We start from the raw sequence: 14,213 nt of genomic DNA, 5'->3' as shown, positions 1-14,213 counted from the left end.
TCAAGCGATTTCCCCTCGGCTTATGCTATTTAATGCGCTGTTACGTAATGCTTAACACTGAATGTTGGATAACGCGGGTTTTGTCCTGCGCCGGTAGTGTTTATCATGCCCGGCTGCCACATCGGGCTATCGGTGCCGCACAGTTTTTTCGAGGAGTTGTTGCATGACCTTATCCTTCGCCATCAAGGCAGGGCTGATACTGCTGTTTGTCGGCAGCATCCTTTACGTGCATTTGCGCGGTAAGGCGCGTTTGCCGGTGTTGCGTCAGTTCGTCAACCACTCCGCTTTTTTCGCGCCGTACAACGCCTTGATGTACCTGTTCTCCGGTGTGCCTTCCAAGCCTTATCTGGACCGCAGCAAATTCCCCGAGCTGGATATCCTCAAGGACAACTGGCAGGAAATCCGTGAAGAAGCCATGCACCTGTTCGACGAAGGCTATATCCGCGCCGCCGAAAAGAACAACGACGCAGGTTTCGGTTCTTTCTTCAAAAAAGGCTGGAAGCGCTTTTACCTCAAGTGGTACGACAAGCCATTGCCTTCCGCTGAGCTGCTGTGCCCGAAAACCGTGGCGCTGGTCAACAGCATTCCTAACGTCAAAGGCGCGATGTTTGCGCTGTTGCCGGGCGGCAGTCACCTCAACCCGCACCGTGACCCGTTTGCCGGCTCGCTGCGTTATCACCTCGGGCTGTCGACGCCCAACTCCGATGCGTGCCGCATCTTTGTGGACGGCGAGGAGTACGCATGGCGTGATGGCGAAGACGTGATGTTCGATGAGACGTACGTGCACTGGGTCAAAAACGAAACCGACATCACCCGCGTCATCCTGTTCTGTGACGTGGAGCGCCCGTTGACCAACCGCATCATGACCAACATCAACCGTTGGGTCAGCGCTCAGTTGGGCAAAGCCACCGCGCCGCAAAACCTGGATGACGAACGTGTAGGCGGCATCAACAAAGCCTACGCATGGAGCAAACGCTTCAGCGATCGCTTCAGTGGCGTGGTCAAGCAGTGGAAACGCCGTAACCCCAAGCTGTACCGCATCTTGCGCCCGGTGTTGGCGGTGCTGGTGCTGGTGCTGCTGTGGCGCTGGTTGTTCGGTTAACGTATTGCAAATTGTATCGGGCGCTGGTTATAGTCGGCGCTCACTACCCTTCACAGCGATCAGCTCATGCCGGTTTCCCTTCCACGCCGCGTTGTCAATTCAGCAGTCACTGCTGACGCAGTGCCGTGTGCGAATCAGCAACCGGGGCAGATCAGTCACTATCCCCCTCCTGTCAGCAGCACTGTGGTGTACGTGGTCGTATCGCCACCGGGTGTTGTGACGGGCTGAGCCGAGTCGTCGGTTGCCCGTACCCGTCTGAAAACCACTGAACTTCAGCCTTGGCTGAGTTGGCTTTTTTGCCTGATGACAGGTGTTACTCATGTTTTCGATCTCAAAAGAATCCGCGCTGGCGGCTGCCTCCACCTGTGCGTTTGTGTTGCTGTGGAGCAGCGGCGCGATTTTCTCCAAGTGGGGGTTGGCCCACGCGTCGCCCTTCGCTTTTTTGTTGATTCGCTTTGCCATCGCGTTACTGGCGCTGGTGCTATTGATCCCGTTGCTCAAGCTCCAGCGTCCGCGAGGTGCTCGAGCGGTGTGGTATGCGTTGGTCACGGGCGCCGTCTTGCTGGGCGCCTACCAGATTTTTTATATGCTGGCGCTGGCTCTGCACATCACGCCGGGTGTGATGGCCACGGTCATGGGCGTCCAACCGATTCTGACCGCCGTGATCCTGGAGCGGCGCCAGTCCTGGAGTCGACTGCTGGGGTTGTTTCTGGGGTTGGCCGGGCTGATTCTGGTGGTCTATCAAAGCATCGGTCTGGCCGGGATGTCATGGCAGGGCATGCTATTGGCGGTACTTGCGTTGATGAGCATGACCCTTGGCACCCTGATGCAGAAGCGAATCACCGATAACCCGCTGGGCACCTTGCCGGTGCAGTACTTCGCCGGGTTGCTGGCATGTGCACTGTTTGTACCGTTTCAACCCTTCAGCATTCAGTACAGCGCGGGATTTGTGATACCGGTGTTGTGGATGGGACTGGTGGTCTCGGTGCTGGCCACCTTGTTGCTGTACCGGATGATTGCGCGGGGCAACCTGGTCAATGTCACCAGCCTGTTTTACCTGGTGCCTGCTGTCACGGCGGTCCTGGACTACGTGATTTTCGGCAATACCCTCGCAGCCTTGAGCCTGTTGGGCATGGCCATGATCATCGTTGGCCTGATGTTTGTGTTTCGTAAAACCGCGTAATCGCTGACCCAGGCTGCGAAGGGAGCCTTCGGCTTGCTTCGCAGCGTGCTTCATTCCTTTGTCAAAGCCGGGCGGGTCTGAGCACCAACCACAGCGCCACGGCGATCAGCAGCCCGCCATACACATGCGCCATCGACAACGGTTCGTCCAGAAACAGCGCGCCCCACAGCACGCCGAACGGCGGGATCATAAAGGTCACGGTCATGGACTTGACCGGGCCGATGCTGGTGAGTAGCCGGAAGTACAAAATGTACGCAAACGCTGTGCACAACAGGCCCAACCCCAACAGAGACAACCACACGCTCATCCCGCCCCAACTGGCGGGTGGCTGATGGATCAGGCTGACCGCAAACAGCGGCAGCAGGAACAGCGTGGCCCCGAGCATGCTGCCCAGCGCCGAAAGTCGCGGGTCCAGGCCGCCTTGTTGATCCAGCCAGCGGCGCGCCAAAAAGCCGGCGAAACCGTAGCAGGTCGTAGCCAGCAAGCAGGCGAGGGCGCCCATCAGCAAATCCATGTCAAACGCGACAGGCCCCGCCCGGGTCAGAATACCCACCCCCAGCAGGCCCAAAAACACCCCCGCCATTTTGGTCAGCGTGAGTTTTTCGCTGAAAAACAGACCGCCAATCAACACCCCCATCAGCGGCGTGGTGGCGTTGAAAATGGCTGAGTACCCGGCAGGTAGCACTTGGGCTGCCACGGAATACAACGTGGCCGGTATGCCGGAGTTGATGACCCCGAGAATCAGCACCACGTTGAACTTACCGCCGAAATTCCAGCTAACGCGCATCAGCGCCAGAATGACCAACAAGCCGGTGGCCGCGATGGACACACGAAAAAAAGCGGTCGGTAGGGAGCCGAGAACCGGTGCGATTATCCGCATAAACAAAAAGCTGGCGCCCCAAATGCCTGCTAGCGACAGCATGCGCACGATATCGACGAGTTTCACGGTTGTTTCCTTACGCGTTTTGTGGCGGGCAGTGTAGGGGATGCAGCGCACAAGGCAATGGTTGCGTCTGGTAACAATTGGCCTCTAAGCTCAGGCGAACACCCCCATCAACGACGTTCGTGCAGAGGTTCACCCATGCCCCGTACCTGGCCGGCCGACGCCATCGCGACACTGATTCTCGATGGCTTCGATGATTACCGTGAGCACTTTCGGCACATCACTGACGGTGCCCGTGCCCGTTTTGAAGGTGCGCTGTGGCAGGACGCGCAGGAGGCTTCAGCGGCACGGATCAACCTCTACGAGCAAAAAGTCAGTCAGGTCAGCCAGCGCTTGCAATCGGCGTTCGGTGAACAGGGGTTGCTGGACGCCAGCCAGTGGCCGTTGGTCAAGCGCGCTTACATCTGGCTGATTGACCCGCGGCTGGACGATGAGTTGGCCGAGACGTGGTACAACTCAACGTTTTGCAGCCTGTTCAGCCACGACCTGATCAGCGACGAGTGCATGTTTATTCACACCACGCGCCCGGCCTTGCGTCAGCCGCGGGCCGCACAAACCCGGACATATCGCCCTGCAGGGCAGTTAAGCCTCACACTCACGCAGATCTTCAGTGACTTTGCGTTCAGCGAGCCGTACGCCGATTTACCAGAGGATGTGCGAAGGCTGGAAGTACACCTGCGTGAAAATCTGCCCGACTGGGTGTGCAAAGACCCGGACATGCACATCGAACTGTTTGGCTCGGTGTTGTATCGCAACAAAGGGGCCTACTTGGTGGGGCGTCTGTACACCCGCGACGAACAGTGGCCGCTGGTGATCCCGCTGCTGCACCGCGAAGGACGGGGCATTCAGATTGACGCCTTGATCACCGATGAAGCCGAGGTGTCGATCATCTTCTCCTTCACCCGTTCGTACTTCATGGTCGACGTGCCAGTGCCTGCGGAGTTTGTCGGCTTTCTCAAACGCATCCTGCCGGGCAAGCACATTGCCGAACTCTACACCTCCATCGGTTTTTACAAGCACGGGAAGTCCGAGTTCTACCGCGCCCTGATCAACCACCTGGCCACCACGGATGACCGCTTCATCATGGCCCCCGGCGTGCGCGGCATGGTCATGACCGTGTTTACCCTGCCGGGCTTCAACACCGTGTTCAAACTGATCAAGGACAAGTTTTCACCCTCGAAAAACGTCAACCGGGCCACGGTCATCGAGAAATACCGGCTGGTCAAAAGCGTGGATCGGGTCGGGCGCATGGCCGACACCCAGGAGTTCGCGGATTTCCGTTTTCCGCTCAGCAAGTTCGAACCCGAATGCCTGGCCGAACTGTTGGACGTGGCTCCCTCCACGGTTGAAGTTGAAGGCGACACGGTACTGATTCGCCACTGCTGGACGGAGCGGCGCATGACCCCGCTCAACCTGTACCTGGAACACGCCAACCCCGCGCAAATCCGTGAAGCCCTCGACGACTATGGGCTGGCGATCAAACAACTGGCGGCGGCCAACATCTTCCCAGGCGACATGCTGTTGAAAAACTTCGGTGTCACCCGCCACGGCCGAGTGGTGTTCTACGACTACGACGAAATCTGCTTTCTGACCGAAGCCAACTTCCGCCACATCCCCCAACCGCGCACCCCTGAAGACGAAATGGCCAGCGAGCCGTGGTATTCCATAGGCCCGCTGGACGTGTTCCCCGAAGAGTTTCCGCCGTTCCTGTTTGCCGATGCCCGCCAGCGCCGTTTGTTCGACGAGCTGCACGGCGAGATCTACGACGCCGATTACTGGAAAGGCCTCCAAGCCTCCATCGCGTCTGGCAAGGTGATGGACGTGTTTCCTTATCGGCGTCGGGGGTGAGGGTATCGGACGACCTTGCACCTCTCAGAGAATTTGACAGGGTTGGCGTTTTTTGACGCCTCGTTGCTACCTTAAAATTAGCCCCGTTTTGCTACAGATTCGTGCTTGGCACCCTAAATCTGCGACAATCCGCCCCCTGCATTTACCAAGACTTTTACGCACCTGATGACTGACGAATCGCCTGCTATCGACAAGCTGTTGAAAAACCTCGATCACGCCATGATTGCCGACCGCCACAAGCTGCGTCGGCAGTTGCACGAGCTGCGCAAAAAACCGGACGACGCCAAGCTGGCAGCCTGGGTAGCGCGGGTCGAGGCGTCGTGCGCGCAGGTGACAGCGCGGGCGGCCAGTGTGCCATTGATTCGCTATGACGAACATTTGCCGATCGCCGCCAAGCGCGATGAGATCAAGGCCGCGCTGCTCAAGCATCAAGTGCTGATTCTGGCCGGTGAAACCGGTTCGGGCAAAACCACCCAGTTGCCGAAAATCTGTCTGGAAATCGGGCGCGGTCAGCACGGTTTGATTGGCCATACGCAGCCCCGGCGCATCGCGGCCCGAAGCGTGGCCAGTCGCGTGGCCGAAGAGCTGGGTACGCCGTTGGGCGCGCTGGTCGGCTATCAGGTGCGGTTTGAGGATCAAAGCGATTCCAACACGCTGATCAAATTGATGACCGACGGGATTCTGCTGGCCGAAACCCAGCACGACCGCTTTCTGGAACGCTACGACACGATCATCGTCGACGAAGCCCACGAACGCAGCCTGAACATCGATTTTTTGCTCGGTTACCTGAAAATCCTGCTGCCCCGGCGTCCGGACCTCAAGGTCATCATTACGTCGGCCACCATCGATCTGGAGCGTTTTTCCAAGCACTTCAACGATGCGCCCATCGTGGAAGTGTCTGGCCGCACGTTCCCGGTCGAGACGTGGTATCGCCCGTTGACCTCGGAGCAGGATGAGGAGGGCAACAGCGTCGAAGAGGACTTGAGCGTCGATCAGGCGATCATTGCGACGCTGGACGAAATTGCTGCCCATGAACGCCATGAGCGCAAAAGCCCCGGCGACGTGCTGGTGTTTTTGCCCGGCGAGCGTGAAATCCGCGATGCTGCCGACATGCTGCGCAAAGCCCAGCTCAAGCACACTGAAATCCTGCCGTTGTATGCCCGACTGTCTCCGGCCGAGCAGCAGCGGATCTTCCAGTCACACCCTGGGCGCCGCGTGGTGCTGGCGACCAACGTGGCGGAAACGTCCCTCACGGTGCCGGGCATTCGCTACGTGATCGACAGCGGCACCGCGCGCATCAGTCGCTACAGCTACCGGGCTAAAGTCCAGCGTTTGCCGATCGAAGCCATTTCCCAGGCCAGCGCCAATCAGCGCAAAGGCCGATGCGGGCGGGTTGAGCCGGGGATTTGTGTGCGTTTATACGCCGAAGAAGACTTCAACGGGCGCCCGGAATTTACCGATCCCGAGATTCTTCGCACCAACCTCGCTGCGGTAATCCTGCAAATGCTGCACTTGCGTCTGGGGGAAATAACCGCGTTCCCGTTCATCGAACCGCCAGACGGCAAAGCCATCACGGACGGCTTCAACCTGTTGCAGGAGCTGTCCGCGGTCAACCGCGAGAACCAGCTGACCCCACTGGGGCGCCAACTGGCGCGCCTGCCGGTCGACCCGCGCATGGGGCGCATGCTGCTTGAAGCGGCGAAGCTCGGCAGCTTGCAGGAAGTGTTGATCGTGGCCAGTGCGATGTCGGTGCAAGACCCGCGCGAACGTCCACCGGAGCGTCAGCAGGCGGCCGATCAGGCCCACGCGCAATGGAAGGATGTGGATTCGGACTTTGCGGCGCTGATCAATGTGTGGCGTGGTTTTGAAGAGCAGCGCCAGGCGCTGACCGCCAGCCCTCTGCGCAACTGGTGCCGCAAGAACTTCCTGAACTACCTGCGTTTGCGCGAGTGGCGCGACTCTCACCGCCAACTGAGCCTGATCTGCCGTGATCTGCAACTGTCGGTCAATAAAGAACCGGCGGATTATCCGAAACTGCACAAAGCCGTGTTGTCGGGTTTGCTCAGCCAGATCGGACAGAAGTCGGAAGACGGCGATTATCTGGGCGCGCGTCAGCGTCGATTCTGGATTCACCCGTCTTCGGGGTTGGGCAAAAAACGCCCGCAATGGTTGATGACCGCCGAACTGGTGGAAACCACCAAGCTGTATGCGCGCATGGTGGCCAAGATCGAACCGGACTGGATCGAGCCATTGGCCGGGCATCTGGTCAAAAAGAATTACGTTGAGCCGCACTGGGAGAAAAAACGCGGCCAAGTGGTGGCATTTGAGCAAATCACGCTGTTCGGTTTGATCGTGGTGGGCCGTCGCCCTGTGCATTACGGGCCGATTGACCCGGTGTTGTCCCGCGAGCTGTTTATCCGCGAAGGCCTTGTACGCGGTGAGATCCAGTCGCGGGCCAAGTGCCTGGCGGCCAATGCCCGGTTGCTGGAACAGCTCGACGAACTGGAGGCCAAAGCCCGCCGTCGTGACATTCTGGCGGACGAAGAGACGCTGTTTGCGTTCTACGACGCGCGCTTGCCCGCCGAGATCCATCAGACCGCGACCTTCGACAGCTGGTACCGGGTCAACAGCCAGAAAGACCCGCAGCTGTTGATCATGCGAGAAGAAGACGTGCTGGCCCGCGAGGCCACTGAAATTACCGCCCAGCATTACCCGGACACGTTGCGGCTGGGGGAGTTGACGCTGGAACTCAGTTATCACTTTGAGCCCAATCACCCCCGTGACGGCGTGACAGTCAAAGTGCCAGCGCCGCTGCTGTCTGTTCTGCCGCCCGAGCGTCTGGAATGGCTGGTGCCGGGTATGATCGAGGCCAAGTGCATTGCGTTGGTGCGCAGTCTGCCCAAGGCTTTGCGCAAAAACTTCGTGCCGGTGCCGGACTTCGTCAAGGCTGCCTTACAGCGTATGGAGTTTGGTCAGGGCTCGTTGCCACAGGCGCTAGGACGTGAACTGCTGCGCATGACGGGCGCGCGGGTCAGTGATGAGGCGTGGGCCGAGGCCGCGCAGCAGGTCGAAAGCCATCTGCGGATGAACCTGGAGATCGTCGACGCCAATGGCAAGTTCCTTGGCGAGGGCCGCGATCTGGCCGAACTGACCGCGCGATTCGCTGAAGCCAGCCAGGCCGCCCTTGCGGTGCCGCAGAGCGCCAAAAGCCAGCAGCCCGTGGAAGCCAAAGTATTTGCCCCGGTGGCGGAGAAAACCCAGCAAAAGATTGCCGGTCTTTCAATGACGGTGTACCCGGCGCTGGTAGAAGAGGGCAATACGGTCAAGGAAGGTCGATTCTCGACCCCGGCCGAGGCGGAATACCAGCATCGACGCGCCTTGCAACGCTTGTTGATGCAGCAGTTGTCGGAGCCTGCGAAGTTCCTGCGGGGCAAGTTGCCGGGGCTGACCGAGCTGGGCTTGCTGTACCGTGAGTTGGGACGGGTCGACAGTCTGGTGGAAGACATTCTGCTGGCCAGCCTCGACAGCTGCATTCTTGAGGGCGAGGCCGTGCTGCCTCGTGATGGCGCCGGGCTGGCTTCGCTGGCCGAGCGCAAGCGCGCAGGCTGGACGGAGCATGCGGAGAAACTGGCGAAGCTGACGTTGGAGATCCTCACACTGTGGCACGGCCTGCAAAAGCGTTTCAAAGGCAAGATCGACCTGGCCCAAGCCGTGGCGTTGAATGACATCAAGCAGCAACTGAGCCATTTGGTGTACCCGGGATTTGTTCGGGAAACCCCGCCGATGTGGCTCAAGGAACTGCCGCGTTACCTCAAGGCCATTGAGTTGCGCCTGGAAAAACTGCCGGGTCAGGTGCAAAAAGACCGGGTGTGGAGTGGCGAACTCGGCGGGCTGTGGGCGCAGTATCAGGCCCGAGCAACCAAGCATGCGCAGGAAGGCAAGCGCGACCCGCAACTGGAGTTGTACCGCTGGTGGCTGGAAGAATACCGGGTGTCGCTGTTCGGTCAGCAGCTGGGCACCAAGGTGCCGATTTCTGACAAACGCCTGAGCAAGCAGTGGAGTCAGGTAGAGGCTTAACCATCACCCTGGCCCCTTTACAGGGTCAGGGGCATCATTGCGGCTATAACGCAAATGTTGCCGTTTATGGCAAACTTCGCGGCTATAACATCCAGACACGAACAGGACCCAAGGCACTTCACTTCCCTTGTCCGGGGTGAGTCCTTTTATGATTTGGTACGAAAGTACCAATATTTTCTGCTTGAACAGAACAGAGGAACGACCGTGCATAACGTCGTCATCAGCGGCACCGGCCTGTATACCCCGGCCAACAGCATCTCCAACGAAGAGCTGGTGCAGTCTTTCAATACCTATGTGCAACAGTTCAACGCCGAACACGCGGCTGCCATCGAAGCCGGTGAGATCCAGCCTCTGGCTGAATCCAGCGCGGCCTTTATCGAAAAAGCGTCCGGCATCAAAAGCCGCTTTGTGATGGACAAGGACGGCATCCTTGACCCGCAGCGCATGCGCCCGCGCTTGCCGGAGCGCTCCAATGACGAAATGTCGGTGCTCTGCGAAATGGCGGTTGGCGCGGCGAAACAGGCGTTGGAGCGCGCAGGCAAAACCGCTGCTGATATCGACGGTGTGATCGTGGCGTGTTCCAACTTGCAACGCCCGTACCCGGCCATTGCTATTGAAGTGCAACACGCGCTGGGCATTCAGGGGTTTGGTTTTGACATGAACGTCGCCTGCTCGTCCGCGACCTTCGGTATCCAGACCGCCAGCAACAGTGTGCAGTTGGGCCAGGCCCGCGCGGTGCTCTTGATCAGTCCGGAAGTGTGCACCGGCCACCTGAACTTCCGTGACCGCGACAGCCACTTCATCTTTGGTGATGCCGCCACGGCGGTGGTCATCGAACGTGCCGACCTGGCAACCTCTGCGCATCAATTCGACATCGTTAGCAGCAAGTTGCTGACGACCTTTTCGAACAACATCCGCAATAATTTCGGTTTCCTCAATCGCGCCTCGGACGAACCTGCTGACAGCCCGGACAAACTGTTCGTGCAGGAAGGGCGCAAAGTGTTCCGTGACGTGTGCCCGATGGTGGCCGAACTGATCGGGCAGCACCTGGAAGAAAACCAGCTGGACGTGGCGCACGTGAAGCGTTTCTGGCTGCACCAGGCCAACCTGAGCATGAACCACCTGATCGTCAAGCGTTTGCTGGGGCGTGAAGCCTCCGTTGAAGAAGCACCTGTGATTCTTGATACCTACGCCAACACCAGTTCGGCGGGGTCGGTGATTGCCTTCCACAAATACCAGGACGACTTGCCCGGCGGCGCGCTGGCCATTCTCAGTTCGTTCGGTGCGGGCTACTCCATCGGCAGCGTGATCTTGCGCAAGCGTTAATCCCGTCGCAGGGGCGTTGCCCGCGTGTGGCAGCGGCCCTGCAATTGTGAGGCCTGATGGCTGACTCTGAACTGCTTTCCCGCCTGTTGGCCGGTGAAGAACGCGCATTTCGCGAACTGGTCAGCACCTATCAAGGCGCCATGCGTGCCGTGGCGTTTGCGATTGTCGGCACCCGTCACGCCGATGAAGCCGTGCAGGACGCCTGGCTGTCGGTCGTGCGCAACCTGGATGGATTCGAAGGCCGTTCCAGCCTGAAAACCTGGTTGCTGACGATCACGGCCAACGCTGCCAAAAACCGTTACAAGCAGAACCGGCGCGAAGTGCTACTCGATGACCTGCCGTCGCCCCACGGCAGTGTTGACGATGACCGTTTCTCCAGTGATGGCCATTGGCTGTTGGCGCCGTTTGCCTGGCATCAGGACACCCCGGAAGCCTTGCTGACTGAGGACGAACTGCGCGAGTGCCTGGAGCACACGCTGCTCAGCCTGCCGCAGTTGCAAAACAGTGTGCTGGTGTTGCGTGAGCGCGAGGGGTTGGCGCTGGAAGAGATTTGTAATCTGCTGCAGATAACGCTCTCTAATGCCCGGGTGCTGATACATCGGGCCCGGCTTAAAGTCTTTGCGACGGTGGAGCATTTCGAGGAAACCGGTGAATGTTGACCTGCAAGCAGCAAGTAGCGCGTTCAAGTGACTATCTGGATGGCCAGTTGACCTTTCGTGAGCGGTTGCTGGTGCGTCATCATTTACTGTTTTGTCCCAACTGCCGTCGGTTCATCAAGCAAATGCGGTTGCTCAATGCCACCCTCAAACGCTTGCCGCAGGCGCCGCCAGCGGATCTGGATGCGACGATTGAGCGAATGCTGCGTGAGCGGTCGGGTCACAAACAAAGGGATTAAAGACAAGGCGCCGTCGACGGATGAGAGGGGATCGACGGCGCCGTTTCTTTAATTCAAGTGTGGTTTAGAACTTGGCTTCTACATCCAGTTGCAGGGTGTTGGTGTTCGCGTCTTTCTGCGTTGTGGTGGCGTAGTCGGCCTTGGTCAGGTAGTACGTCACGCCGACACCGAAGTTCTTGTCGATTTCGTAACCCAGTTTGACCTTGTGCCCACGCGAGCCCGTGGTGCCGTTGGCAAAGTCGGAGTCAGTGAAGGCACCGACCACGGCGTTACGTTGAACGTCGCGGTAGTTGTAGTCCAGGCTGAAGGCATCCAGCTTGCTTTTGAAACCCACCAGCCAAGCGTCGTCCTGATCGCTGTCGGTGGCGGCGTTGTGCACGTACTGACCGTACAGCGACAGAGGCAGTGGCAGGTTGGCGATGTCGACCTGACCAAAACCTTCATACAGGCGGAATTCGCTGGTGCTGTTGCCATTGACGGCCAGTGCGCACGGCGTGGTTTTGGTGCCAGTGGTCGGGCACTTGCTGTCATCGTCGTTTTTGTAGCCATACACGCTGCCGCCCAAGGTTACTTTGAGGCTGTCGTTGGGTGCGAAACGTGTACCCAACTGGCCGGCATACATGCTCAGGTCGTGACGAAACTGCACACCTTCGCCGTCGACGTTGTCCTTTAGGGTGTAGTAACCCGCACTGCCGAACATTTCGACACCGCTGTTACCCAGGTCGTGTTTGTACGTCGCGGCGACGCCTTCGGGGTTGATATCGCTGTCCCAGATCACATCACCGATGCTGACCCAGGGTTGTGGCATTTTGCCGCCGATCAAGTGCAAGTCTTTGACGGCGGTCGGGTGATAGTCGATGTAAGCCTGATCCAGCCACAGCTGTTTCTTGTCGAAATAGTTGTCCAGGTCCTGGTTAGTCGAACGCGCATCGTCTCCGCCGCCGGTGGCGATACGAATGCCGGTGTTCACTTGCGGGTTGATCTGCGTGTATGCCCCCAGGCGTGCACGGATACGCTGGCGGTCCTTGTTCTTGCCGTCGGACTCGCCGTCGATTTTGATGTTTTCATGGCGCACCCGCACGTCACCCTTGAACTCGGTCTTGGCGGCCCAGGCCACTTTTTGTTCAAACGCACTGAGGTCGGATTTTTTCACCTGATTGGCGGCAGCTTCCTGCTGAGCCTGTTTTTCACTGGCGAGTTCGGTTTGCAACTCGGCGTATTGCCCTGGGGAGATGGACCCGTTTGCCTTGAGCATTTCCAGCAGTTTGGCATCGACCCCGGCGCTGGCCGGAATACTCATGGCTAACGCCAGGCCGCCACATAGTCCCGCCGCAACCCGTGTAGATACAAGACGCATATGAATCTCCCAGTGGTGGAATGGCGATGACCATCCCCGGAAAAACGGCCCTTGGTGGGCTCAAAATGGGTGCGGGGCGAGTGTGTTATTGGCGTGTTGGCAGCCGTCCACTCATAACCCCGCGCTCTAAGAAGCGGCGCCAGTATCGCGGCTGGATATGACAGAAAAGTGGCAAACTGATAGCAAGTCCGTGACACCGTTCCAGCCCTCGGTTCGCAGGCGTTGTCGGATGATGAGGTGTCGCCCAGACCCTGTTTATTGCGGTAGTCGCTATCAGGCACAAGGTGTTCAAGGGCGTTTTCAAACGCTGGCGGGGTGATACCATCGCCGCTCTGAAGCGCGTGCCGGAGCCCCTCAATGCCGTTACATCGTCTGGACAGTCTGTCGGCTATCAGCGCCCCTGAATGGGATGCCTTGGTCCCGACCTCCCAACCTTTTTTGCGTCATGCTTTTCTCAGCGCGCTTGAAGACAGTGGCAGCTTGAACCCGCACTCAGGCTGGCAGCCCGAGTATTTGTTGCATTACGCGGACGGCACCTTGCAGGCCGCGTTGCCCAGTTATCGCAAATGGCATTCCTATGGCGAGTATGTGTTTGATCACGAGTGGGCCAACGCCTGCGATCGTGCGGGTATTGAGTATTACCCCAAGCTGTTGACTGCCGTGCCTTTCAGTCCTGTGAGCGGGCCGCGCCTATTGGCCGCCAGTGCCGAGCAAGGGCGTGAGTTGTTGGCGGCGTTGCCCGGCTATCTGGAGGTCGAAGGGCTGTCCGGCGCGCACATCAATTTCACTGACCCGTTGGCAGACAGCGCGCTGGCGCAACAGCCCGGCTGGCTGCAACGTCTGGGCTGCCAGTTTCATTGGCAAAACCGTGATTACCGGGATTTTCAAGACTTTCTCGATGCGCTCAGTTCGCGCAAACGCAAACAAATGCGCAAGGAACGCGAGCAGGTCGCGGGGCAAGGAGTTGCATTTGAGTGGCTAGAAGGTCGACAGGTGAGCGAGGCGCAGTGGGATTTCGTCTACGCCTGTTACGCGCACACCTACGCCGTGCGTCGACAAACCCCGTATTTAACCCGCGAGTTCTTCAGCCTGTTGGCCGAACGCATGCCTGAAGCCATCCGCGTGGTAGTGGCCAAACAGGGCACTACACCGGTTGCCATGGCGTTCAGTTTGGTAGGGGGCGACAGTCTGTACGGCCGTTACTGGGGCTGCCTGGCCGAATTCGATCGCCTGCACTTTGAAACCTGTTTTTACCAGGGCATGGAGTACGCCATCGCCCACGGTATTCAGCGTTTCGATGCCGGCGCTCAAGGTGAGCACAAGCTGATCCGCGGCTTTGAACCGGTGATTACGCACTCATGGCACTACCTGCGGCATCCGGGGCTCAAAGCCGCTGTCAGCGATTTTCTGGAGCGCGAACGCGTGGGCGTGATGGCTTACGCCGAAGAGGCGAGGTCGGCGCTGCCCTACCGGCAGGCCTGA

At 58.9% G+C, this 14,213-nt stretch carries 10 protein-coding genes; 8 read left to right on the top strand and 2 right to left on the bottom strand.

Annotated features, from left to right (window positions below; genetic code table 11):
- The first annotated feature begins 163 nt into the window (after positions 1 to 163).
- Both CJF39_RS04560 and CJF39_RS04555 read left to right on the top strand, forming a co-directional pair.
- Positions 164 to 1,102 (top strand): aspartyl/asparaginyl beta-hydroxylase domain-containing protein, encoded by a 939-nt coding sequence (locus CJF39_RS04560; RefSeq protein WP_094992352.1) that lies wholly within the window; start codon positions 164 to 166, stop codon positions 1,100 to 1,102.
- Between the two features lie 319 nt (positions 1,103 to 1,421).
- The gene (locus CJF39_RS04555) at positions 1,422 to 2,285 is read left to right on the top strand and encodes a DMT family transporter (RefSeq protein WP_094992351.1); all 864 of its coding nucleotides are present in this window, start codon (positions 1,422 to 1,424) and stop codon (positions 2,283 to 2,285) included.
- Positions 2,286 to 2,346: 61 nt separating this feature from the next.
- Here the strand turns inward: CJF39_RS04555 and CJF39_RS04550 are convergent, their stop codons facing one another.
- Positions 2,347 to 3,231, bottom strand: coding sequence for a DMT family transporter (locus CJF39_RS04550; RefSeq protein ID WP_094992350.1), 885 nt, complete (start codon positions 3,229 to 3,231; stop codon positions 2,347 to 2,349).
- A 135-nt stretch (positions 3,232 to 3,366) separates the two neighbouring features.
- Here CJF39_RS04550 and aceK point away from each other — a divergent pair, with 135 nt between their 5' ends.
- From aceK to CJF39_RS04525, 5 genes are all read left to right on the top strand, one after another.
- Positions 3,367 to 5,076 carry a bifunctional isocitrate dehydrogenase kinase/phosphatase gene (gene aceK / locus CJF39_RS04545; RefSeq protein ID WP_094992349.1) on the top strand — a complete coding sequence of 570 codons (1,710 nt, stop codon included), beginning with the start codon at positions 3,367 to 3,369 and terminating at the stop codon, positions 5,074 to 5,076.
- Between the two features lie 165 nt (positions 5,077 to 5,241).
- Positions 5,242 to 9,153, top strand: coding sequence for an ATP-dependent RNA helicase HrpA (hrpA, locus tag CJF39_RS04540; RefSeq protein ID WP_094992348.1), 3,912 nt, complete (start codon positions 5,242 to 5,244; stop codon positions 9,151 to 9,153).
- A gap of 204 nt (positions 9,154 to 9,357) precedes the next feature.
- On the top strand, positions 9,358 to 10,479 hold the full coding sequence (locus tag CJF39_RS04535; protein WP_094992347.1) for a beta-ketoacyl-ACP synthase III: 1,122 nt from the start codon (positions 9,358 to 9,360) through the stop codon (positions 10,477 to 10,479).
- A 56-nt stretch (positions 10,480 to 10,535) separates the two neighbouring features.
- Complete coding sequence (locus CJF39_RS04530; protein ID WP_094992346.1) at positions 10,536 to 11,138, top strand: RNA polymerase sigma factor; 603 nt, start codon at positions 10,536 to 10,538, stop codon at positions 11,136 to 11,138.
- Entirely contained in the window at positions 11,132 to 11,374 is a 243-nt protein-coding gene (locus CJF39_RS04525; protein ID WP_094992345.1) for an anti-sigma factor family protein, read from the top strand. The genes CJF39_RS04530 and CJF39_RS04525 overlap by 7 nt, the downstream gene beginning before the upstream one ends.
- Positions 11,375 to 11,438: 64 nt before the next feature.
- Here the strand turns inward: CJF39_RS04525 and CJF39_RS04520 are convergent, their stop codons facing one another.
- The gene (locus CJF39_RS04520) at positions 11,439 to 12,731 is read right to left on the bottom strand and encodes a putative porin (RefSeq protein WP_169963575.1); all 1,293 of its coding nucleotides are present in this window, start codon (positions 12,729 to 12,731) and stop codon (positions 11,439 to 11,441) included.
- A gap of 357 nt (positions 12,732 to 13,088) precedes the next feature.
- Between CJF39_RS04520 and CJF39_RS04515 the strand changes: the two genes are divergently transcribed.
- Positions 13,089 to 14,213 (top strand): GNAT family N-acetyltransferase, encoded by a 1,125-nt coding sequence (locus tag CJF39_RS04515; RefSeq protein ID WP_094992343.1) that lies wholly within the window; start codon positions 13,089 to 13,091, stop codon positions 14,211 to 14,213.

Source organism: Pseudomonas lundensis (assembly GCF_002269125.1).
GTDB classification, from domain to species: domain Bacteria; phylum Pseudomonadota; class Gammaproteobacteria; order Pseudomonadales; family Pseudomonadaceae; genus Aquipseudomonas; species Aquipseudomonas lundensis_A.
This window is presented reverse-complemented; position numbering and strand designations above follow the sequence as displayed.